We start from the raw sequence: 22774 nt of genomic DNA, 5'->3' as shown, positions 1-22774 counted from the left end.
CTTACACCTCCGCCGCCTCGGTCCAGCCGTACACGCCAGGCTCCCACACGTTGCTGTCCACGGTGCTGGTCCAGTGTTTCCCGCCGTGGCTCACCTTGTCCCCGGCGTTGTAGGCGTCATGTGAGCCCACCGGCTGGGACCACTCCGGCCACTCCTCCGCCGGGTCCGCCACCCGTTTCCACAGGCTGGGGGCGGCGTCCGGGGTCCAGTCCGCCTGCGACGTGTGATCCTGCAGGCATTGGTACAGCTGGCCGTCCGTATACCGGCGAATATTCCCGGCCTTATAGGCCACCGGCACCGCCCAGGGGGCGAAAAGGTCCGCGTGTTCCGCCGCCGTGGTGGCGTCAATGCTCCCGGCCTCCGCCAGCGTAACAAACATGATCCCGCCGGTTTCCGCCGCCCTGGTGATCTCGCTGCCCGCGTCGGTTTCCTCCAGCATGACGGTGGCCACCGCGCCCTCCATATCCGGGCGGCCCAGCAGGTGGAAAACCTGGCCATTGTGGACGATCCCCGCCGCCTCCGCCTCCTGGCACAAGGTAAAGCACCCGTTTTCAGCCCTGCGGACATAGCTGGGGGCCTCGGTCATGGCCACGGTTTCCCCGTCCCTGGTGATCTTATACATGGTTTTCTCCTCCTTTGAATGTGGCATGAATGATCCGGCGCAGGTGCATGACCCGCCCGTGGTCGTCGAAATTTTCATAATAGGCGATATGCCCCTGCAGCTGGTCCTCCGCCTGCTGGACGGTCATTTCCCCGGCGTCCACCCGCTTTTTGTAAAGCCTGATTTTCCGCCGTGCCGCTTTCATTCCGTCCCTGGCCCCGTGGGTGATCACCCGCCCGGTTTCAGTCAGATAAAACTTGCATTTGCAAAAGCGGAAAGGCTTATCCAGCGGCACAATATGGCATTTGTTCCGGTTGACCTGTAGGCCCATGGCCTCCGCCCGGCGGATCGTTTCCTCCATGATCTCCTCCGCCTGGTCTATGCTGTCCAGCACCGTGGCATAGTCGTCCATGTAATGCCCCGCGCCGTGAATGGACTTTTGACATTTCAGCCAGTTGTCCAGGCTGGAGGGCAGGGCCACCATTTCCTGCTGGGACGGCTCCACGCCCAGGGGCATACCCACGCCGCCCGGAACAGACCCCACCACGGCGTCCGCTATGGCGCGGATCTGTTCGTTCAGGATCAGGTCCCGGTGCCGTTGGTAGATTAGGGCGTGGGGCGCGGACGGGAAAAAGTGGTGAAAATCCATCAGGAACACGGCGCCCTCCCGCCCGTTCTTTCTGAACTGTTTCCGCAGCTGGTCCTCCAGCAGTTTGTAATGGAAATGCAGGCCCTTTCCCCTTTGGCTGGCCCCGTTTGCATAGATCATGCTGGGGCCGTACAGCGGGATCAAGACGTTATTGCAAAGGGTCTTGTGGATCTGTCGGTCATTGATGTGGGGCGCGTCTATGGGCCGGACCTTGCCGCGCTCCCGCAGGGTGAAGTGGACATATTTGCCCGGTTTCCATTGGCCGGAAAGAACTTCCCGCCGCCGGCGGGCGGTGCCGGAAAACAGGTGGCGCTCAAAGTTTTGGGTGGACTGTTTCCACCTCACGCCGTTGCAGCATTTCAGCCCATACCGGAACATATCCCGAAAACTGAAAACCTCCGCCAGTGTGCCCAGACTGTCATTTCTGGCCTGTTTCCTGGCTTGCCTGGCCGCTTTCCGGCGTTGGTATCGCGCCTCCCGGCGCTCCTCGCTTGTCATATATTTTTATTCGCTCCCCGGATAGTTGTCTTGTCGGTGTGCGTCTAAACTACTTTGACCCGGCACATGAAACGGGTTAGCACAATAGCCCGCCATGCAAGCAGCGTCCGTGTCAGGCCGCCAGGGGCAGTTTCAGGCTTTCGCCAGGGCAGTATTTCTCCTTTTATACGGGTCCGGTTCACCGCATTGGTTACTGCATTTGACCCATGGTATAAAATCCGGGCGCCTCACCCCAGGAATTGTTCGCGTTGTTGTTGTTGGCGTTGCCGCCGTTGTTGACAAGGCAGAAATTGTTGCTGTTGCTGGAATTGACAGAACGGCACCAGTGATTGGCAGCAGTCCCGTCAAAGGCCGCCCTGCCAAACGGCACGTTTTCAGAAATACACCCAAACAAGCGATTTTACTTTTTTCTTTTCCTCCGCAGGTCCGTGTCGCTTTTCATGGTCCCTTTCAGCAGTTCGTCCTCCGCGTCGATCAGGTCCCCCAGGGTTTGGGACATGGTTTCCAGGCGCTCCTCCGCCTCCTTTTTGGGGACCTTGTTTCCTTTGGCGTCCGTAAAGCACCCCTGCGGGTTCTTCATCATGACCATGTAACAGTGACACAGCTGCACGTCCAGGGCCATTAAAGCGCCCCGCGCCAGTAAAAGGTGCTGTTTCCGCAGGTCCAGGCGCATATCGTCCGATGTAAAGAAACTTTGCGCCTTTTCCGCGTTGTCCACCACCTCCGCCGCCAGTTTGGCGGTGGGGTCCGCCAGCAGGCGGGAGTATCTGGCGGAAAGACGGCTCAAAAAATTTATCGTTTCCGTGTAAATCTCATTGGCCGTATTTACAAACTCCGCCTTGCTGGTGGTTCGCTTATTTTTCAGGACGGACACGGTTTTCTCCTCCTCTGGCTTTCTGCTCCGTGCCCCCCTCTCCGCCCATTTTCATGGGCGGGATGGGGGCGGGATACGCTGCGGCGGATTAGACGGTAAAGCCGGGCGCCTCACCCCAGGAATTGCCCGCGTTGCCGTCGCTGGCGCTGCCGCCGCCGGAGACAAGGCAGAAAGTGGTGCTGTAGCTGGAATAGACAGAACGGCACCAGTGATCGGCAGCAGTCCCGGTTTCCCCGTGCTTATACTTCACCTTGCTATTGCCGGCCTTGTAGTAGGAATATTGCAGCTGGAAATTCTTTTCCGCGCTGTTGGCGTAGGACCTGGTCCCGTGGTATTCAAACTCCGCCAGGTTGAAAAGATAGTCCGTGGTAGCCGTGACATAGCTGGCATTATCGGACCCGCCGCCGGTGTTGTCGCTGTACTTGGTAACGGGTTTCATAACGGCCCGCAGGTCGGACGGCAGGGCGGCCAGCAGGGAGTTGGCCGGGGGGCTGGAGGGGGTCCCGCTGTTGCCCAGCAGGGTCTTTCTCATATAGCTGCCATTCCACCCGCCGCTGTTGCTGTTGTTGGGGTTCATGTTGAAATAGCCGTTGCTGCCTTGGCTGGTGCCGTACTGGTTATCACACAGGCAAACGTCTTTCCCGCCGATCTTTCCGATCTGGAAATGGATCCGGTTGGTGCCCTCCCGGCTGCTGTTGTGGTTAAAGCCGATAATAAAGGCGTCAATGGCCAGATTGGAAAAAGTGAAATTCCCCACCTTGCCGTTGATGGTGATCCGCTTGGTGTCGCCCACGCTCCAGTAGTTTTCACCCTGGCCGGCGTCGGAAACTTCCTTGATGGTGGCCCATGTATTATCATTCAGGGAGGTGGTGGGCAGGGTCACGGTCACGGTGCAGGTCTTGTCCGCCGGGGCGGTGTGGTTGGTGCCCGCCGCCACCTTGATGGTAATGGTAGCGGTGCCCTTGGCCTTGGCGGTCACGGTCACGGTGGTGCCGGACACGCTCACCGCTGCCACGTTGGTGTTGCTGGAGGAGGCGGACACGGCCCCGTTGCCCTCCCGCGTCACGGAAATGGTGCCGGACATGGTGCCCGTACTCAACGCCAGGCTGGACTTGTTCAGGCTGGAGGATCCCGCCGCCTTGCCGATGGACCAGGCCACCGTCTTGGCCGCCGTGGTGCCGTCGCTCCACTGGTAATTGGAAACCGGGGTAAAGGTGGCGTTATAGTTGCCCGCGTTGGTGCCGCTGGTGGTGCCGCCCGGGGTCAGCTTGGCGGCGTCGTAGCCGTTCCAGACGGGGGACTGTTCCGCCCCGTTATAGGTCAGGCTCCCCTTTTGGCTGGGGACGCCCACAGACGCCCGCCCGATGGACCAGGCCACCGTCTTGGCCACCGTGGTGCCGTCGTTCCACTGGTAATTTGCGCCGGGGGTAAAGGTGGCGTTATAGCTGCCCGCGTTGGTGCCGCTGGTGGTGCCGCCCATGGTCAGCTTGGCGGCGTCGTAGCCGCTCCAGACGGGGGACTGGGCCGATCCGTTATAGGTCAGGGTCCCGCTCTGTTCCGGGATCCCCATGATAACGGCCCGCCCGATGGTCCAGGTCACGCTCTTGGCGTCCGTGGTGCCGTCCCGCCACTTGTAGCCCTCCACGGGGGTGAAGATGGCCGTATAGGTCCCGGCGTTGGTCCCCGTGGTCTGCCCGCTGATAGTCAGGGCGGTGGGGTTGTAGTTGTTCCAGACGGGGGCCTGCTCCGCTCCTGTAAAGGTCAACACACCGCTTTGGCTGGGCACCACGTCAATGGTGCTGGTCAGGTCTGTAACGGCTTTCTGCGCCGTTTCTGCGGCCTCCTGGGCCGCTCTGGCCGCCGCCATGGCCGCCTCCGCGTCCTCCAACGCTTTCTGGGCCGCCGCCAGCGCGGTGTCCGCCTTGCCGTCCGTTGCCTGCGCCGCCTCCAGGGCCTCCCTGGCGATCCGCAGGGCCTCCGCCACCGCCGCCGCCAGGTCCGGGTGGGCGTTTTCGTCGGTGTTGTGGGCCTCGATCAGCCCGGCCAGGGACGCCTCCAGTTCCGGCTTGATGGTTTCATTGAAGTACAGCAGCACGTCCTCCGCAGTCATCCACGCCCCCGCCGGATAGGTCAGGGTGGCGTCCACCCCGGACGTGACACGGATGGAAATGGGGAAATTCCGCACGTCCGGCGCGGTCCCCTCCACATAGGCCGCTATGGGCTGGCGCTGGTGGCCCAGGCTGGCGTAGTAGATCATAACGGGGTCCCCGGTGTCCGGGTCCTCCGCGTAAACGCCGAAACCGCCGATCCACTTGTCCTCTTTCAGCCCGCCGTCCAGGTCGCTGCGGAACTGGACGATCATGCCCACCTGGTTGCCCTTGACGGTGGGGACCGTACTGGTGCCCGCCGGTCCCGGCTCCAGGGGGGCGGTCAGCTGGCGGGCGGTTTCTTTGTCCTCCACCGTCCCCAGGTCCATGAACACGCCGGACAGTTTCAGCGTTTGCCCCGCCACCATTTTGGCCAGCAGTTGGTTTCCGGCCTCGGTGATCACAAAACCGTAAAACATTTTTTCCTCCTTACTCCGCCGCCGGTATGGTGGTGGCGGTAAATGTACTAAATGCGCCGCAGGCCACGGCGTCCGTGTCCAGGTCCACGGCCCCCTCCGGCAGCGTGGTGGTGTTGATGGACCCCACCGCGCCGATCAGGACGGCCACGGCGTTGTGGTCGTAGTCCATTGGCGCCTCCGGCAGCGTGGTCACGGAATAGCCCGGATCCAGATAGCCGGCAAAGGTCATGATCTCCTCCTCAAAGGTGGAAATGGTGATCACTTCATCCAGCCAGCTGGACAGGCGTTTCACGTTGGCCAGGACCCGCCGGAACTCCGCCAGGTCCGTGGGATCCACCTGCCCGCCGTCGCCCACATACGCCCGGAAATGGTGGGGGCCGCCGTCATAGTCAAACCATTCTTCTATGTAGCCGCTGCCGAAAATGGTTTCTATGATCTGGTTACAGGCCGCCGGGGTGCCCATGCGGGCGTAAAAGGTCAGGGTCCCCTCGATCAGCGCCCGCTTGACCTCAATGGAAAAATCCTGATTATAGGCCGGGGTCCGCAATTCCACCGCCAGCACGTCCAGGATCTTCTCCGGCATGGAGGCCACGGCGGCGTAAATATGCACCCCGTCCGCGTAGGCGCACAGCTTTTCGATCTGCCGCCCCAGGGCATAGGCAAAAGCCTGGGTTTCCAGTTGGCTGGCCAGGTTCTCCGGCATAATGTCCGTGAAACGGCTGCCCCGTAGGTCAATCATCCTCCAGCCCTCCATAGCGGACGGCCTGGCCGGTCAGCAGCGCCACGGACTTGGCGCCCACGATCTGGTGGACGGGGGCGGCCATTTCCACCCGCTTGGCCCCCGCCGCCATGACCATTTCCCCCAGCTTGGAGGGGTTAATGTCCCGGCCTATGGCCCGCTGCCATGCGGTATATTTGCCCACAGCGGCGGCCACGGCGGTCTGAATGTCCACGGCCCGGTTGCTGTCGCTCCGGTTGATGTAATAGGTCAGGTCGATGGAGTATTCCACCTCCGCCGGGGCGGCCACCCGCACCAGGTCCGTCATGGGTCTAATGTTGTTGTCCCGCAGGTAGTTTTCCAGGCCGGTGATCATTTCCTCCGGCGGTTTGCTCCCGTCCGTCATAAGGAAATAAAGATCCACGGTGCCCGCCGCCTGGTCGCTCACCACCACCACGTCGCCCACGTTCACGTTGAACTTTTTGGCGTGGTATTTGTAATTTGCCTCCGGTCCGGCGGTGGAGTAGGATCCGGGGAACAGGTAGACCCGCTCCGCCAGGTGGTCGTCGCTCTCCACCTCCGCGCAGCCGGCGGTCACGGTGATATTGGACACGCTGGCCATGTAGGGGATCGGGTCCACCAGCTTGGACAGTTCCCCCACGGCCAGGCGGTTGCCCGCCTCTCCGGTCATGGTACAGGCCGCCGGCACGTCCACCGACATGGCCCCCGCCGGGATCTCCATGTATTGGGTGGTTGTGAAGTACACGGACCAGTCCGGCACCGCCGCCCTGGTGCCCACCGGGATCCCCGTGGCCGCCTCCCGCTCCGCCGAAAGAGTAAAGCGCAGGGTGGTGGTGGCCGCCGCCTCCGGCTCCCGTGTCAGCCCCTTAAAGGCCGCCAGGTGGTCCAGGAAATTGGAATAGCTGTATTTCAAAAGGTTCTGCTTGCCCGCTCGGTCAATGTACTGCAGGGCGTGGTAGATTTGCGCCGCCGCCGCGTATAACTCCATACGGTGGGGGCTGGCCCGGTCCAGGGTCAGCGGGCGCCCGGTGGCCTGGGACATATATGCCTCATAGTCCGCCACCATTTCCCCGCGTATGTCCTCCACGGTTTTCCCGTCAATGAAACTAACGTCCGGCAGGTTCTTCACCGCCGAAATTTCAGGCACGGGTGATCACCACCTTTGGCTTGATGTGCCCTTGTTCTCCATAAATCCATGTGACTTCATAGACACGCACCCACGGAATGAACTGCGGGACCTTTTTTGTTACCTCCGCCGTGTAGAGGCTCTTTACTACCTCCGGGGGCTTGTCCACATAGTTCTGTTGGATCCCAAACTCCCGATCCAGCGGCATGGTGCCCACCTGGGTGGACAGCAGCAGGGCCAGCTGCCGGTCCAGTTCCGCCATGGCGTTGTCCTGGAACGTGTATTCCAGCTTGAAGTCATACAGCTGCAAGTTGGTCCCGTGTGTCATGTGTATTCCTCCAGGGTAATGGTCAGGTTTGCCTTGGCCAGTTCGCCGTGGCCGTACATATCCCCCCATGTTTCACTGGAGGCGGTCAGGCGGAACGGGTGGCGGCCCACCGGCCTGCCCTTTATGATCAAATATTCCGCGTCGCCGCTCTCCACCATGCGCTCCACCAGTTCCAGCATTTTGCGGGGTTTGACGCCCAGGCCGGCGGACAGGGTAATGGGCAGGGTGATCTTTTGATTGCCTGCCCCTAAAAATTCCGGTTTCGGCTTTACGCCCATGACCTCATGCTCCACCCACCGGCTGGAAACCTCGCGGGTCATTCCCTTAAAGGTCAAAACGGCGCTGTCGCTCACCTGAAAGACGATCCCGCCCAGCGATCCAATGGCCACAGCTTACCCCCCTATCCTCACATTCCCGCTGCCGTCCTGGACCGTCCCGCCGATGGAAACGGCGTCCCCGATCCTGGCGGCGGGCTTTTTGTTAATGAATACCGTGGAACTCCCGGCGGCGATCACGTCCTGGTGTCCGGGGTGTGCGACACAGCTGTGGGTTGCGTAGTGGTCCCCCACGCGGCCAGCGCCCCGTCCGTTTATGTTCACGTCCGGGCTATACTCCACCAGGGGAACAGGTGGGCAGGCGTCGTGTCCGGTGCATTGGTCCCCTTTGCGTGTTGCTGCCGGCATGGCCTCCGCCTCCTTTCGTCGTTGCAAAGTCCGCTATACTCGGAACGGCCTGCGGCCATTCCTCGCACCGCTCCCTTGCGCCTCCTCTCCCCACGCAACCCGCTGGCGCTGGGCTTGCGCGGGGACCCCGTTAGTTCAGGTCAATGGTTTTCCCGTTGATGGTGATGGCGCCGCCCGCCGTAATGTTCAGGGTCCCGTCACAGTGAATCGTCAGGTCCTTGGCCTTGCCGTCATAGCGGACCATGGCCACGCCGGGGGCGCGGTCCATGTCCAGGCGGTACAGCTTTTCCGCCCCCTCCGGGGGCTTGGTCTTTTCGCTCCAGGGGCGGCCCAGGACCACCCCGGCCTCGGTGCCATTGGACAGATGGAGGACCAAAACCTGATCCCCCACCTCCGGCATACTGTAAACCCCGGAAAAAACCGTGGACAGAATGGGGATCATGCGGGTCACGTCGTCGTCTTTTTCGTGGTACACCACCCGCACCATGCCGGCGGGGTGGTCCACGGCTGAAACCTTGCCCAGCCGGATCTCGTTTCCCATGGCGTCGTCCTCACAAACTCCTTTCCGCTCCGCCCGGCTGTTCGCCGGGCATACGCTCCATTCCGTTGCTCGTCCTCTCCCACCCGGGAACGCTGCGCTGGTTCCCGGGTGGAGTCCCGTTTTCCTCATTCCACCAGGGACAGGTCCAAGTCCATGGTGTAGCCGCTGCCGCCGATGTGGTGGGTGATCTGGTCAATGTAATATTTCCCGGACAGTTTCCCCAGGCCCACCATGGCCACGCATTGGGAGGCCACCAGAGAGGCGGTGCCCATGATGGTCACGGACATTTTGCTGGCGCCATGGTTGGCGTTGGCCACCGCCGCCTTGATCTTGCGCTCCGCGTCGGCTTTGTTGTCCGCCTTGCCGGAAACTTTCAGGATCCGGGGACCCTCTCCCACGTTGACCTTTATTTCCTCCTCGGTTCCGGGGTCCGTGTATGTGTACTCTCCGCCGGTGTAGGTGCCGGCCAGTTTCCGGTCCCAGTTCCAGGACTGGATCATGTCCGGGGTGATGGTGGCCGCCAGGGTGTCCCCGGTTTCGGGAAACCAGGGTCCGATCCACTTTCCGCCCCGGTCATGGATCGAAACGTCTATACTGTCCGCCTCTCCGCTGGCCGGGTCTGTATAGGTCACGTCTTTTTGGTAGCCGCTCATTTTCCCGGCCACGGCTGCGCCGTTCCAGGTCAGATCCACATACGCCCGCCGTGTCCTCATGCCTCGGTCCTCCATATCGGCATATTATCCGCCAGACTGTCCGCCGGCGGGTCCGGCGTCTGGAGGACCACCCCGGCCTGAAACCGGAACGTGTCCAGGTGGGGGTGGTTGTTCTCCATCAGCCAGCCGGTATATTTCACGCTGCCATAAACCCGGTGGGCGATAGCGTCCCAGGCGTCCCCCTGCCGGGTGGTATATGTGCCTGCCATGGTCCGCTCCTCCTTAAAAACTTTTTATAACTTATTGTAACTTTGTCTTGACTTTTGTGCGCATTATGCGTATAATAAAAGCATAGGGAGGAAACGCTATGACAGCACAGGAAATAGAAAAGGAAGTCAAGGCAGACGGCTGGTATTACCACAACACAAAAGGCTCGCACAAGCATTTCAAGCACCCGACAAAATCCGGAAAAGTCACAATTCCACAGCACAAAGGTGATATTCACCCGAAAACGATTGAAACAATCCGGAAACAGGCGGGGTTGAAATAAGCCCCGCCCTCCGGGGCAATATAGAGTGAATGGAGGTATTTCTGTGAAACTTGTATATCCTGCTATCTTTTCCCCGTGGGAAGATGGCGACGGCTACACCGTAGAGGTTCCCGATCTTCCCGGCTGTGTCACAGAGGGGGCCACCCTGGCCGACGCCATTTTAATGGCGCAGGACGCCGCCAGCGGTTGGGTCCTTGACGAACTGGAGGAGGGACGGCCCGCCCCTGCGGCCAGCGCCATGGAAGATATTCACGCGGACGCCGGCGGGCTTGTCAGCCTTGTTTCCCTGGATATGGACGCCTATGCCGAAAAATACGGTGATACCGCTGTGCGTAAAAACTGCACGATCCCCGCATGGCTGAATACCTTTGCGGAAACGCGGCATATCAATTTTTCTAAAGTGCTTACCGATGGATTGACTGCCCTTTATCAAGCTGCCACCTAAATTTCCTCCCGGCGCCGCCCCGTAAAAGGGGCGGCGCTTTTCCTTACCGCGTGGGCGCCCTCAAACTCTTGCGGCGCTCCTCCGCTTTCAGTTGGTTATACAGGCGCTTGAACTCCGCAAAACTCACTTTCCCGGCCTCCACGGCCTCCTCTTTGGTAACTCCCCCGTAGAAGTTGAACACGGGGGCAAAGGTGATCGTGTCCACGCCGCCGCCCGGCGGGTTTTGGCCGCCCGCCGGGGGCGGGGCGTCGTTTGCTCCGGTTGGCTGCGGCTCCGGGAAGTCCCAGCCACCGCCGCCGCCCTGGCCTGGCCCATGTGGATCCGGTTTGTTGTTCTTGGTCCAGTCGTCCAGCATTTTGGCCAGTTGGGCCAGTGGTGCCTCCTCCTGGCCGTCCTCTCGGTTCCCCAGGTCCGGGATCTCCGGCGCGTTGGCCACGCTTTGGAGCATGGCGGCCAGCTTGGACAGGGGCAGGATCGCCTCCGCCTCGCCGCCCTCGCCCGCCTCCAGGATGGTGGGGGCGGTGACAATGCCGCCGGTGGCCAGCTGGGGAATGGTTGGAATGTTAAAGCCCAGGGTGGTCCCGCCCACGCCCGGCACCCAGTCCGGGATCGTGACAGAAATGCCGTTGATCTTCTCCAGCACAAAGTTGATGGCGGAAATGACCCCGTTAATAGGGGCTTTTGCCAGGTTGACGATCATGCCGAATAGGTTCCCGAAAATGTCCACGATATTCTGCCAGGCGGCGGACCAGTTCCCGGAAAATACGTTCTGGACAAAATCAATAATTCCGCTGAAAATTGCCTTTATGTTCTCGATGGCGGCGGAAATACTGGCGGCCCAGCCGGAAAAGAGGGCGCCCAAAAACGGGAATTTTTCTTGCAGGAAAGCGGCCACGGAATTGATGGCGGCCTGCACCCCGTTGGCCAGCATATTCATGGGGGCCATGGCTATGGAGGCCACGGTGCTGAAAATCGTGCTGAAAATATTGACTATGTTCTGCCAGGCGCCGGACCAGTTGCCCGCAAAAACATTTTGGACAAACTGGATCGCGTTCTGGAGGATCACCTGGATATTGGACCACACTTTTTGAACAGTGGCCCACAGGGACCCCAGGACAGCGCCCAGCACCGGGAAACGGCTGGAAATGGCGGCGATCCCCGCCTGTACTGCGTTATCAATGGCGGGCCAGATGGAGGTGCCGATCTCCAGAATGGCGGTAAATCCGGCCACGGCCAGGTTGCCCAGCCCGGACAGTGCATTTCCAAAAATATTTTGGAGGCCCTGCAGGGCTTTGTCCCAGTCGCCCGTAAACACGCCGGTGATAAAATCGGCTATCCCGGTAAATATGCTCAGGATATTCCCGGCCACGGGGGCCAGCAGGTCCACCGCCCGCTCCAGGCCGTTCAGCAGGGCATTTCCCAGCATTTCCAGCAGAGGGGCGGCCTTTGCCCATATAGCGCCCGCCATATCGGCCAGGGCGCCGCCCAGGGCTTGCAGCTGGCCCCACAGGACCATGACGGTTTCCCGGAATTTCTCGCTTTTGTTCCACAGCAGGACAAACCCCGCCGCCACCGCCGCAATCACTCCAGCGATCAGCGCCAGCTTGACGTTTCCTATACTCGTGACTTTGTTTAACAGCCCACCGCCCTGCGCCGCCGCCTTAAAGATGGTGGACAGGTTTTTCACCGCACCCACAGCGGCAGACGCCACTTGCAGGCCCTTAAAAGCCCCCACAGCGGTCACGACCGCGCTGCCCAGGGCCAAAATAGTGCCCCGGTTTTCCCACGGTGCTTTTCCCGCATCTATCACAACTGGGACAATTTCCTCCAGCTTGCTGGACACGACGGGCAGGACATTATTGGCCAGGTACTCCAGCCCCTCCTTGGCATAGGGGGCCAGCTGTTCCCCAATACGCACCAGAACAGCCTCCGCCTGTCTCTTGACGCCCTCCATGGCGCTATCCAGGTCATTGTATTTTATGGCGTTGATCTGTTCCAACGCGTCCATGGTGTCAACGCCGATTTGAAATTGTAAGAAAACGCCGAAGAAATTTTGTAGTTTTTCGGCGGAGGGGGGGGGGTAACAAAACTAAGCGTTTCCTTGTTCAAAAAGAGTGTTCACGATTTGCTGTTTCTGGCGCATAAATTCCTTGCGTTCCTTCAGGCGGTAAGACTCACCCTTGATGTTGATAACGGTGCAGTGATGCAGGACACGGTCCAGGATGGCGGAGGCGATGGTGACGTCGGCAAAGACCTCGTTCCACTGGGAGAAGGTCTTGTTGGAGGTAAAGACGGTAGACGTTTTTTCATACCTTCTGGCAATCAACTGGAAGAACAGGTTTGCGCCCTGGATGTCCATGGGGAGGTAGCCGATCTCGTCGATGATAAGCATCCTGTACTTGGCGAGAACCTTGAACTTGTCCGGCAGACGGTTCTCAAAATGGGCCTTCTTGAGCTGCTCAATAAGCTGATGGCAGTTGATGTAGTAGGTGGAAAAGCGATGCTGTGCCGCCACAAGGCCCAGGGCGGAGGCCAGATGGGTCTTGCCCACGCCGGGCGGGCCAAGGAAGACCACATTCTCCCCGTTTTCCAGGAAGCGCATGGTGGCCAGTTCATCGATTTGGCGTTTATCGATGGAGGGCTGGAAAGAGAAATCGAAGTCGTCCAGGGTCTTCTTAATGGGGAAGCCGGACATCTCCCCGCAAGGGGGACGCGATAGCTCTAAGCGGCAAAGCCGCTAAGAGCTATCCAGTGGATCTGCTTCTCATAGGCCCGTCTCCGCTTGGATTTGGCTTCTTCTGAGAAAATGTGATCCAAAACCTCCACAATGTTGAGCTTGTCCGCCACCGCCCGTTCCAGGTAGTTGTCCAGAATCTCCAGGGTGTTTTTCATTTTAAGGGCTTCCAGGTTTTCCCTCAGCCTGTCCATAGTAAATTCACTCATACAGCACCTCGTCATATCTGGACAAATCCGATGGCTTCAAGGGGAAATCTATCACTTTGCCCTGTTCCAGCAGAACATTTTCCGCATCTATTGTCTGTTTCAGCGTAAGCCTTCTATAATGCTGAGGATTGACAACCATGTCCTTCCTTTGGTACGATATTCGGTGCAGAGCGATCTGCTTCCCCTCGTAATACGCAGCCAGCATACTGTCGAGGGCCACGACTGCAACATCTTTGCCGACATACTCCGCTGGCACGGAGTACTGATTTCCGGCATAGGAAATGAGGCAGTCTTTTTGTACCCGCCTAAGGTTGATCTTGTCGATGATGTACTCACGGGTAAGAGGGCTCAGTCTCTCTTTTTTCAGCCGCTCAAAGGGAATCTCGTTGGTGGTGGCGTGTACTTTCCCGTTCACCTTGTTGCACCAGGCCAGGGCCTGTCCGTTCAAGTCCGCCAGACTGTTGTACTGGATCCCCACCATAAAATTATCTCTGACAAACTGCACCGTCCGCTCTACTTTCCCCTTCGTCTGACCCCGATATGGCCGGCACAGAATTGGCTTGAACCCATAGAATCCCGCGAAGTCCTCAAACTGCCGGTTTAGCGTGGAGTCCTCCTGCTTCAAAAGCCGCTTGATGACTACCTGCTTTTGGATGGCTCTTAGCGGCTTTGCCGCTTAGAGCCATCGCATCCCCCTTGCGGGGACATATTGTCATACAGAATCTCCTCCGGGTAGCCTCCGAAATACCGAAACGCGTTCTGATGGCACCGAATCAGTGTATTTGTGCTCATATCTGTGACAAATTCGATGTACCGCATCCTTGAGTACCCCAGAATCATGAGAAAGCAGTACAGCTTCTTCCACTTTCCGTCCTCGTACACCAGGTGATCCTCGAAGAATCCCCAGTCCATCTGCCCTTGCTTTCCGGGCATCGTCTCAAACCGCACCGTTGCTTTCTCATTCAAATCCATCTTCCGGCTGCTCACATACGCCTTGACAATACTGTAACCTCCGTCAAACCCCATCTCCCGCTCCTGACTCCCTTTCCGGGCTCTTTTTCGCCCTGATTGGGAGTCTATCTTTTTTCCCTCCTCTCCGCCACAAAACTACATTTTTTCCTCGGCGTTTTCTTTCATTTTATCATTGGCGCTGACAGTCGTTTTTTCGTTGACAGATGGACCAAGTTAGGCTAAAATAGCATAGGCGCTTGTGCAATTCCATTTGCTCGCGCAGCTCAGTTGGATAGAGCGTCCGCCGCCTAAGTCTGCGTAGTTCGTCCGCCAGTGGCACCAAAAATTCCATATGCGTCCGTAGCTCAGCAGGATAGAGCGTCCGCCTCCTAAGCACACATAGGTTCATCCGCTTTTTTCCTTTGATGCGGATGGCACATCGTTCAAGTAAACTCGCACAAGTCAATAGGCCCCGATAGCTCAGATGGATAGAGCGACCGCCTCCTAAGCGGTAGGCCGCTGGTTCGAATCCAGTTCGGGGTGCCACGGAGAGCGTCAATTTCATTCGATTTTCGGTTTGAAAATCAAGAAATTGGCGCTTTTCTCTTCCTAAAAATCTATTGGCATTTTGGAGATAACCTGCACTTTGACGATAAGGCTTATTAGCAAGCCTATTAGCAGACCTCACCCAACCCATAAACGCATCAAAAAGGGGCAAGTCCTCTCTGTTTTGCCACAAATATCTGTTTCCGGCTCCCTGCTAATAAAATTAGCAGGGATTTTGCTTTTTCAGGGCCAAAAACCATCCTCCTGCTAATTCGAGAAAAAAGCACCCCCTTAATTTTGCTAATATCAAATGCGGACGATTTGAGTTCAACATTAGTGGGCGAATGTATCCGTAGTGCGGCAGACAAGTTCTGCACTTATTTCAAAGAGATCAAAATAATCACAAGGGAGCTGTCAGCGATGGCAGCTCTCTTTTTGCGCCTTGTAAAATTTTTTGAAAAATTTTGATTTTAACCCCTACACCCCCCTGTTTTCAGTGCATTAGGTGAAAGGCGACGGAAAGCCCTTCACCTGTTCTCCGCTTCTGCGGCGAATGGGTTTGATCTTTGAAAACTTCATACCCATTTATCAGACACATTCCCATTGCTGCAAGCTGCTTTAGCCGCTGCGCCAGGATGTGCCGGACAAGGCAGAGAACTGGAAGGCCACCCTTTATCGATTTTGGCCTGAAGTCTACTTGTCCGGCGCGGAGCGAGAACCAGCGGCTATCAATTCCGGGCGGCTCCCGGTAGGCCATGACCGGCAATGGGGCGATACTCCTGTTCAGTCACAGTCCGAGCGTGATAGCGTTTTCCAGCGTGAAGCCGTCGCAGGCAATGAGAGCAGCCGACAGAGAACCTGCCGGGGGTGAAAGTCCCGTGGAGCTGGTATGCCGCCAGCCGTCTGATGATTTCCCGATAGCAGGCCGGGGTGTCGAGGACAAATAGGCTTGCTTTGAATATAGGCCGGACAGCGTGAAGATTTTATTGAAACGGAGAGCGTTTATGCTTCGCCAACCTCAATTATAGAACCATGCTGTCCGGCCCTTTACATAGCCGTCCTTATCGTAAGATATGGGCGGCTATCACTATTTAAGGAAGGAGGAAGAACCCCATGGATAAGTGCAAAGTCATTGCCGTCACCAATCAGAAGGGCGGCGTCGGCAAGACCACTACCACGGTCAACTTGGGCGTGGGACTGGCGCAACAAGGGAAAAAGGTGCTGCTGGTGGACGCAGACCCCCAGGGGAGCCTTACGGTGAGCCTGGGCGTAAAGAACCCGGACGAACTGGACACGACCATCTCTGACCTGATGCAAGTCGTTGTGGACAATGGAAATCTTTCACCACGGGACAACGGCATCTTGAAGGACATAGAGGGTGTCGATCTTGTCCCATCCAACATTGGCCTGTCCAGTTTTGAGGTCAGCCTTGTGAACACCATGAGCCGGGAGTTTGTGCTGCGCAGCTACCTGGGCGCAGTCAAACGGGACTATGACTATGTTCTTATTGACTGTATGCCCTCGCTGGGTATGCTGACCATCAACGCACTGTCAGCGGCGGACAGCGTTCTCATTCCCTGCCAAGCCAACTACCTCTCCACCAAGGGCCTGAAGCTGCTGATGGGATCAGTTGCCAAGGTCAGACGGCAGATCAACCCGGCCCTCAAAATTGATGGCATCCTGCTGACCATGGTGGACAACCGCACCAACAACGCCAAAAGCATCATCGCCGCCCTACGGCAGACCGGGAGCAATCTCCAGGTGCTGAACACAGAGATACCCTTTTCTGTCCGGGCGGCGGAGTGTAGCGTGGAGGGCAAGAGCATCTTTGCCCACGATGGCAAGGGAAAAGTAGCAGCGGCATATACCGCGCTGGTGGAGGAGGTGAGCGCCCTTGAGCAAAGGAACCGCAATCGACCTGGGACTGAACGAGGCTTATAATGACCTGTTCTCGACTCAGGCAGAACGGGACAACGCCCAGCGCAGCTATGTGATCGACCTTGACCCCGCAGAGATCAGCGACTTTCCCGACCATCCGTTTAAGGTGCGGATGGACGAGGAAATGGAGCGTTTGGTGGAGAGCGTAAGGGAACGGGGCGTCCTCTCCCCTGTGCTGGTGCGGCCCATACCGGACGGCGGTTATCAGATGGTGTCAGGCCACCGGCGTAAAATGGCGGCGGAATTGGCGGAGTTACCCACCGTGTCGTGTATCGTCCGGGAACTGACCGATGATGAAGCCGTTATTATCATGGTGGACAGCAACCTCCAACGTGAGCAAGTCCTACCTTCAGAGAAAGCCTTTGCTTATCGGATGAAGCTGGACGCTATGAAACGGCAGGGACAGCGGACGGATTTAACTTCTTCTCCACTGGATAAGAAGTTAAAAGGAATAACAGCAGCGCAACAAATAGGAAAGGATAGCGGTGATAGTCAACCCCAAATTTACCGCTATATCCGCTTAACCAACCTTGTCCCGGAGCTGTTGGAGATGGTAGACAATTCTGTGCTGAAAGAGAAAGACAAGTTGCAGATGGCGCTACGTCCTGCCGTGGAACTGTCCTATCTGACCGAGGACGAGCAAAAGGCTTTGCTGGAAACCATGACCATTGATGATTGCACTCCCTCTCACGCCCAAGCTATCAAAATGCGTAACTTCTCCGAGAAAGGCAAACTGAACGCAGATGTGATCCTGTCCATCATGCAGGAGGAAAAGCCCAACCAGGTAGAACAATTCAAAATGCCCAAAGACCGCATCAGCAAATTTTTCTCGCCGGGGACGCCCGCGCAGAAGATTGAGGATACCATTGTGAAAGCTTTGGAGATGTACCGCAGGCGGCAGAGGGAGGTGGAGCGATGAACTTTACACCTGGGGGGCAGTATGCCCTTTTGCGGCCTTGGCACTTTCCACGCCCTCCCCCTCTCACACTCTCCCCCTCAAAACCTGCTGTACCGGCTGAAAAAAGGCACTCCATGATACTTGCAGCTTGTACCTTTGCGAAAATTGGCCCCATACTCTAAAATGGGGCCAAAGGAGGCAAAAGCCATGAAAAGAGTATTGTGGAGCATCGCAGCGGCAACGCTCATCCTAACCCTGGCTGGCTGTTCAAATGCAGTTGCACCGGCCCAATCAGAAGATTGCCCACTCCGGCCAGTGTTGGAAACGGTGCTGGAGGACGCTGAGCCTGTTGAGAATGAAACTGTTGCTTTGTCAGCCGGTAATGACCAACTTGTGGATAACGCAACGGTCAAAGAGGACACAGAGAGCAGTGCGGAGCCTGAATCCCAGGCAGAGCCGCCCGCAGTCTCTCAACCGCAGGAACCCCAAGCGACTGTAAAGGCATCCGTAACATTTGCACTGGATAATCAGAAAGAAACCGCAAAACCCTCTACGCCCAACACACCCGCACAGCCCTCGGAGCCGGAACCCGTGCCAACCCCCACTCCCCCTACGGAATCGAAGCCGACGGTGGAGCCTGCGCCGCCTGCCGCCAGTGAACCCGCTGAACCAGCGTTCAGCATCGACCACTGGATCAGCTATGCGCAGGAGTACGCCAAGACCGTAGGGCTGAATCTGGACTCCACCGCTGTTGACTGCTGGGACAACCCCATCACCGCAGGCGCACATTGCACCTGCCTGGAACGAGATATTCAAAGCCGTTTGAACCGCTATGCCAAGGACGAAACCATCCTGGATGTGTGGGTATGGGCGGAAAGCCGCTCCGACGGGAGCTATGATCTGTATATCGGTTATGCGTAAAATTCAATATTCTGATTGGACGCACCTATAAAACGGTGCGTCCTTTTTATGTCAAAAAGGAGGAAACATCCCATGAAAAAAAGCATTTTTAAGCGTGGGCTGTCGATGCTTATGGCAATGCTGCTGTGCTTCTCCGGCCTTGTCAACATCGGCACTACTACGGCCTTTGCCGCAGGAACAGAAACGGAGGTCTACCTGATCGCTTTCCCCCGCGATGGCGATGAGAACTACCACAAGGGCACCTGGGGCCATGAGAACTTGACCTATATGAACGGCTGGTCATCCAGCTCGTCCCGCCAGACCATCGTGCGCACCGTGGGAACCTATAACGGGCCTATTTGCTACTGCATCGAACCCGGCGTTCCCCTCAATATCGGCGACAAGCTGACCCAGCGGGATGAGGGCTTTTGGGACAACTACCCGTCCAGCTACAACAAAACGATCACGCCCGATGACATTAAGCTGCTGATCGGACGCATCATGCAGTATGGCTACACGGGAACAGTCTCTACAGGTTGGCGCACTCAGAAAAGCGAGGACGCGGATAAGCTGTCCCACGCCATGGCGACACAGCTTTTGATTTGGGAAACGGTGGTTGGTGAGCGTGACGCCGATTTCAACAAGGTCAACACCGGCGGTTATGCCGCAGTCCTTGACCAGATCAGTTCCGATCACCCTCTGCGCAGCCAGATCATGAGCTACTACAACAGTATCGTTGCCAGCGTTCAGGCCCACTCCAAGCTGCCCAGCTTTTTTGCCCGCAGCACAAACAGAGCGCAGGACATTGAACTGACCTGGGACGGCACAAAGTATACCGCTACCCTGACCGACACCAACAACGTCCTGGCCGACTACACCTTTGCCGCGAACAATCCCAGCATTCGCGTCTCCGTCAACGGCAATCAGCTTACGATCACCACCGACAACGCGCCGGACGGCCCCGCTGCCATCACCGCCTCCAAGAACAACTCCCAGCGCCGGGGCATCGTCACCTGGACGGATGGCCACATTGGGCCTGACAGTACGCTGCAAGACCTTGTGACCTACGCGCAGTCCGTTACCGACCCCATCAAGGGCTATATGAACATCAAGGTCAGCTACGGCAGCGTGAAGATCGTCAAAACCGCCGAGGACGGCAAGATTGCGGGAATCCCCTTTACCATTACCGGCAACGGCGTCAACGAAACAGTCCAGACCAACAGCGCGGGCGAAATTCAGATCGACAACCTTGCCCCTGGCGTCTACACCGTTTCCGAGCAGTCTTTCAACGAATATGCGCCCCAGGAAAGCCAGCAGGTCACAGTTGTTTCGGGGCAGACGGCGACCGTGACCTTCAATAACACCCTGCGCCGGGGCGATCTGGCTGTCACCAAGACCGCCGAGGATGGTCTGGTGGAGGGCGTGAAATTCCACCTTTATGGTACGTCCTTGTCCAGCGCTCCTGTGGACGAGTACGCTGTGACCGACCGCACGGGTCGCGCCTATTTCCGTAATGTGCTGATCGGCACTGGCTATACCCTGGAGGAAATGGACGTGCCGGTGCGGTACGTTGTTCCCGACAGCCAGAGCGCAGCCATTGAGTGGAACACCGTCACCCGCAAGACCTTTGAGAACCGGCTGAAGAAATGGAACGCCACTGTGACCAAGCGGGACGGTGAAACCGGCAACGCCCAGGGCGACGGCTCCCTCGCCGGTGCTGTCTATGGCGTGTATCAGGGCGACAAGCTGATCGACACCTATACCACCAATGCCACAGGCCAATTTACTACCGACTACTACCCCTGCGGCGATAATTGGAGCATCCGCGAAGTCACACCCTCCGAGGGCTATCTGTTGGACACCACCAGCCACCGCATCGGTGCGGAACCCCGCCGCTACACCGCTGAATATAACAGCACCTCTCTGGATGTGACCGAGCAGGTCATCAATGGCAACATTGCCCTTATCAAGCACACCGACAACGGCGACACGCAGTTGGAAACCCCGGAGGTCGGAGCGGAGTTTGTCGTATATCTGAAATCCGCTGGCAGCTACGAAGCGGCCAGGAAATCCGAACGCGATCACCTTGTTTGTGACGAGAACGGTTTTGCGCAGACCAAAGACCTGCCCTATGGCGTTTACACCGTCCATCAGGTGTCTGGCTGGGAGGGCCGGGAGCTGCTGGCCGACTTTGATGTTTATATTGCCAAGGATGGGCAGACCTACCGCTATCTCGCAAACAACGCCCTGTTTGAAAGCTATATCAAAATCGTCAAGGTGGACGCAGAAACCGGCAAGACTATCCCCTACGCCGGGGCGGGATTCCAGATCTTCCGCCCGGACGGTTCCAAGGTGTCGCAGACCTTCACCTACCCCACTATGACTACCATCGACACGTTCTACACCAACAGCGAGGGCTACCTCATCACCCCCGAACCCCTGGAATATGGTACGGGCTATTACCTGGTCGAAGTGGCCGCACCCTTTGGCTACGTTTTGGACAGCACCCCCGTCTATTTTGACGTGACCGAGGACAATGCCATCAAGGATGATGGCCTGATCGTGGTGGAAGTGACCAAGGCGAATATGGCGCAGAAGGGCGTCATCAAGATCAGTAAGACCGGCGAGGTGTTCTCTACCGTGACCGAGAACAGCGGCATTTACCAGCCTGTCTACGAGGTGCAGGGACTTCCCGGCGCTGTGTTTGAGATCACCGCCGCCGAGGACATCTACACGCCCGACGGCACTCTGCGCTATTCTGCTGGTCAGGTGGTGGACACCGTGACCTCCGATAAGACGGGCAGCGCGGTGAGCAAGGCCCTCTATCTGGGAAAATTCATGATCCGGGAAGTCACCGCGCCTGCTGGTATGCTGGCAAGCAAGGAGATTCACTCCGTAGAACTGACCTATGCGGGCCAGGAGGTCAAGATCACCGAAACTGCATCCAGCATCTACAATGAGCGTCAGAAGGTCGCCGTCACGCTGGAAAAGGTTATGGAGCAGAATGAGTTGTTCGGCATCGGCATGAACGGCGAGATTACCGCTGTCACCTTTGGTTTGTACGCTGCCGAGAAGCTGACCGCCGCAGACGGCACGACCATTCCTGCGGACGGTCTGATTGAGATCGTATCCGTCAACGAGAAGGGCCAGGGTGATGTCACCACTGACCTTCCTTTGGGCAGCTACTACCTGAAGGAACAGGCTACCGACAATCACTATATTCTCTCTGATGAGAAATACCCTGTTGTCTTTGAGGGAGCTGGTCAGGACGCTGCTTTGGTGGAGATCAAAGCCAACAACGGCACTTCTATCAGCAACCGCCTGATCTACGGTGAGATTCACGGGCTGAAAAAGGATGATGACGGTAAGTCGCTGGCCGGAGCCGTCATTGGCCTGTTCCGCGCTGACACCACCGAATTTACCACCGACAATGCCCTGATGACCGCCACCTCCGCAGAGGACGGCAGTTTCCGCTTTGACCACGTTCCTTACGGAAATTGGCTGGTGCGGGAGATCGAAAGCCCCACAGGTTTTGTGCTGTCCGAAACCTCCTATCCGGTGAACATTGCCAAAGATGCCGCGGTGGTCGAGGTCGAGGTGGAGAACACCCGGATTCGCGGCACGGTGCAGCTTACCAAGGTGGATGAAAACTACCCGGATAACAAGTTGTCCGGCGCAGAGTTTGATGTATACCGGGACAGCAATGGCAACAAGGAATTTGATGCCGAGGATAAGCTGATAGGTACGCTCACCGAGGTCAGCACCGGCATCTATGAGATGGCCGGTGTGGAGTACGGCGGTCATTTCGTGAAAGAGCGCACCGCACCCAATGGCTTCCGTCTGGATGAAAACGCCTACTATTTTGAGATCAACGAGCATGGCAAGACGGTCATTGTGGAGAACAAGGCCGGTGTTGGCTTTGTGAACGATGCCCAGGCGGGCAGTTTGAAGATCGTCAAGACTTCCTCTGACGGCAAGGTGGAGGGATTCTCCTTCCGTGTCACCGGGCCGAATGGCTACGAACAGGTATTTACCACTAATGCGTCGGGCGAAATCGTGATTGAGGGCCTGCGCGTGGGTGAGTACCATGTGAGCGAGGTGCTGGACGAGAAATCTTCCCCCTACGTCCTGCCTGCGGATAAGACCGCAGAAGTCCGCGACAACTCCGTCACCACGGTGAAGATGCACAACGAACTGCGGGACACGCCCAAGACCGGGGATGACAGTAATCCTATGTTGTGGGCGGCGTTGATAGGCGTTTCTGTCCTGGGGGCTGCGGCCTGCGGTGTGGCCTATTTCAAGAATAAGAAGAAGGAGGATATTGAGTAAATCTCCCGAACCGGGA

Annotated in this window: 21 protein-coding genes, 1 tRNA gene and 1 pseudogene; 7 read left to right on the top strand and 16 right to left on the bottom strand. The window is 57.7% G+C overall.

What is annotated here, in order from left to right; genetic code table 11:
- Position 1: 1 nt before the first annotated feature.
- From VV088_RS04990 to VV088_RS04935, 12 genes are all read right to left on the bottom strand, one after another.
- The gene (locus VV088_RS04990; RefSeq protein ID WP_334599667.1) at positions 2-622 is read right to left on the bottom strand and encodes a carbohydrate-binding protein; all 621 of its coding nucleotides are present in this window, start codon (positions 620-622) and stop codon (positions 2-4) included.
- The gene (locus VV088_RS04985; RefSeq protein ID WP_334599666.1) at positions 615-1748 is read right to left on the bottom strand and encodes a reverse transcriptase domain-containing protein; all 1134 of its coding nucleotides are present in this window, start codon (positions 1746-1748) and stop codon (positions 615-617) included. The genes VV088_RS04990 and VV088_RS04985 overlap by 8 nt, the downstream gene beginning before the upstream one ends.
- A 400-nt stretch (positions 1749-2148) precedes the next feature.
- The gene (locus VV088_RS04980; RefSeq protein ID WP_334599665.1) at positions 2149-2622 is read right to left on the bottom strand and encodes a hypothetical protein; all 474 of its coding nucleotides are present in this window, start codon (positions 2620-2622) and stop codon (positions 2149-2151) included.
- Positions 2623-2710: 88 nt separating this feature from the next.
- On the bottom strand, positions 2711-5188 hold the full coding sequence (locus VV088_RS04975) for a hypothetical protein (RefSeq protein WP_334599664.1): 2478 nt from the start codon (positions 5186-5188) through the stop codon (positions 2711-2713).
- A 10-nt stretch (positions 5189-5198) separates the two neighbouring features.
- The gene (locus VV088_RS04970) at positions 5199-5927 is read right to left on the bottom strand and encodes a phage tail protein (protein WP_334599663.1); all 729 of its coding nucleotides are present in this window, start codon (positions 5925-5927) and stop codon (positions 5199-5201) included.
- Entirely contained in the window at positions 5920-7074 is a 1155-nt protein-coding gene (locus VV088_RS04965; RefSeq protein ID WP_334599661.1) for a baseplate assembly protein, read from the bottom strand. Before VV088_RS04965 ends, VV088_RS04970 begins: the two co-directional genes overlap by 8 nt.
- On the bottom strand, positions 7067-7381 hold the full coding sequence (locus tag VV088_RS04960; protein ID WP_334599660.1) for a hypothetical protein: 315 nt from the start codon (positions 7379-7381) through the stop codon (positions 7067-7069). Before VV088_RS04960 ends, VV088_RS04965 begins: the two co-directional genes overlap by 8 nt.
- Positions 7378-7770: a phage tail protein gene (locus tag VV088_RS04955; RefSeq protein WP_243413931.1), complete on the bottom strand. Its 393-nt coding sequence runs from the start codon at positions 7768-7770 to the stop codon at positions 7378-7380. The genes VV088_RS04960 and VV088_RS04955 overlap by 4 nt, the downstream gene beginning before the upstream one ends.
- A 3-nt stretch (positions 7771-7773) precedes the next feature.
- Positions 7774-8064, bottom strand: coding sequence for a PAAR domain-containing protein (locus tag VV088_RS04950; protein ID WP_334599659.1), 291 nt, complete (start codon positions 8062-8064; stop codon positions 7774-7776).
- Between the two features lie 130 nt (positions 8065-8194).
- Complete coding sequence (locus VV088_RS04945) at positions 8195-8605, bottom strand: phage baseplate assembly protein V (RefSeq protein WP_160583904.1); 411 nt, start codon at positions 8603-8605, stop codon at positions 8195-8197.
- A gap of 125 nt (positions 8606-8730) precedes the next feature.
- Positions 8731-9318 (bottom strand): XkdQ/YqbQ family protein, encoded by a 588-nt coding sequence (locus tag VV088_RS04940; RefSeq protein WP_334599658.1) that lies wholly within the window; start codon positions 9316-9318, stop codon positions 8731-8733.
- Complete coding sequence (locus tag VV088_RS04935) at positions 9315-9527, bottom strand: tail protein X (protein WP_300416141.1); 213 nt, start codon at positions 9525-9527, stop codon at positions 9315-9317. Before VV088_RS04935 ends, VV088_RS04940 begins: the two co-directional genes overlap by 4 nt.
- 98 nt (positions 9528-9625) lie before the next feature.
- On the opposite strand from VV088_RS04935, the gene VV088_RS04930 reads away from it, so the two are divergent.
- Entirely contained in the window at positions 9626-9808 is a 183-nt protein-coding gene (locus tag VV088_RS04930) for a type II toxin-antitoxin system HicA family toxin (RefSeq protein ID WP_334599656.1), read from the top strand.
- A 43-nt stretch (positions 9809-9851) separates the two neighbouring features.
- Positions 9852-10253: a type II toxin-antitoxin system HicB family antitoxin gene (locus VV088_RS04925; RefSeq protein WP_334599655.1), complete on the top strand. Its 402-nt coding sequence runs from the start codon at positions 9852-9854 to the stop codon at positions 10251-10253.
- Between the two features lie 43 nt (positions 10254-10296).
- Here VV088_RS04925 and VV088_RS04920 read toward each other — a convergent pair whose 3' ends face one another.
- From VV088_RS04920 to VV088_RS04905, 4 genes and pseudogenes are all read right to left on the bottom strand, one after another.
- Positions 10297-12261 carry a phage tail protein gene (locus VV088_RS04920; RefSeq protein WP_334599653.1) on the bottom strand — a complete coding sequence of 655 codons (1965 nt, stop codon included), beginning with the start codon at positions 12259-12261 and terminating at the stop codon, positions 10297-10299.
- An 81-nt stretch (positions 12262-12342) separates the two neighbouring features.
- Positions 12343-13196 (bottom strand): annotated as a pseudogene (gene istB, locus VV088_RS04915) (IS21-like element helper ATPase IstB).
- A complete protein-coding gene (locus VV088_RS22705; protein WP_442913114.1) occupies positions 13189-13821 on the bottom strand; it encodes a Mu transposase domain-containing protein in 633 nt (210 codons plus the stop codon). Before VV088_RS22705 ends, istB begins: the two are co-directional and overlap by 8 nt.
- A 35-nt stretch (positions 13822-13856) precedes the next feature.
- Complete coding sequence (locus VV088_RS04905) at positions 13857-14222, bottom strand: DDE-type integrase/transposase/recombinase (protein WP_334599652.1); 366 nt, start codon at positions 14220-14222, stop codon at positions 13857-13859.
- 394 nt (positions 14223-14616) lie between these two features.
- On the opposite strand from VV088_RS04905, the gene VV088_RS04900 reads away from it, so the two are divergent.
- The 5 genes from VV088_RS04900 to VV088_RS04880 all read left to right on the top strand — a co-directional run bounded on the left by VV088_RS04900 (position 14617) and on the right by VV088_RS04880 (position 22758).
- Positions 14617-14693 (top strand) — tRNA-Arg (locus VV088_RS04900).
- A gap of 1113 nt (positions 14694-15806) precedes the next feature.
- A complete protein-coding gene (locus tag VV088_RS04895) occupies positions 15807-16634 on the top strand; it encodes a ParA family protein (RefSeq protein ID WP_334599651.1) in 828 nt (275 codons plus the stop codon).
- Complete coding sequence (locus VV088_RS04890; protein WP_334599650.1) at positions 16588-17550, top strand: ParB/RepB/Spo0J family partition protein; 963 nt, start codon at positions 16588-16590, stop codon at positions 17548-17550. The genes VV088_RS04895 and VV088_RS04890 overlap by 47 nt, the downstream gene beginning before the upstream one ends.
- A 570-nt stretch (positions 17551-18120) precedes the next feature.
- Complete coding sequence (locus tag VV088_RS04885; protein ID WP_334599649.1) at positions 18121-18450, top strand: hypothetical protein; 330 nt, start codon at positions 18121-18123, stop codon at positions 18448-18450.
- A 72-nt stretch (positions 18451-18522) separates the two neighbouring features.
- On the top strand, positions 18523-22758 hold the full coding sequence (locus VV088_RS04880) for a SpaA isopeptide-forming pilin-related protein (protein ID WP_334599648.1): 4236 nt from the start codon (positions 18523-18525) through the stop codon (positions 22756-22758).
- The last annotated feature ends 16 nt before the right edge of the window (positions 22759-22774 follow it).

It is taken from the genome of Lawsonibacter sp. JLR.KK007, from assembly GCF_036941135.1.
Lineage (GTDB): Bacteria > Bacillota > Clostridia > Oscillospirales > Oscillospiraceae > Lawsonibacter.
The sequence above is the reverse complement of the archived record's forward strand: the minus strand, read 5'-3'. Positions and strand labels throughout refer to the sequence as shown.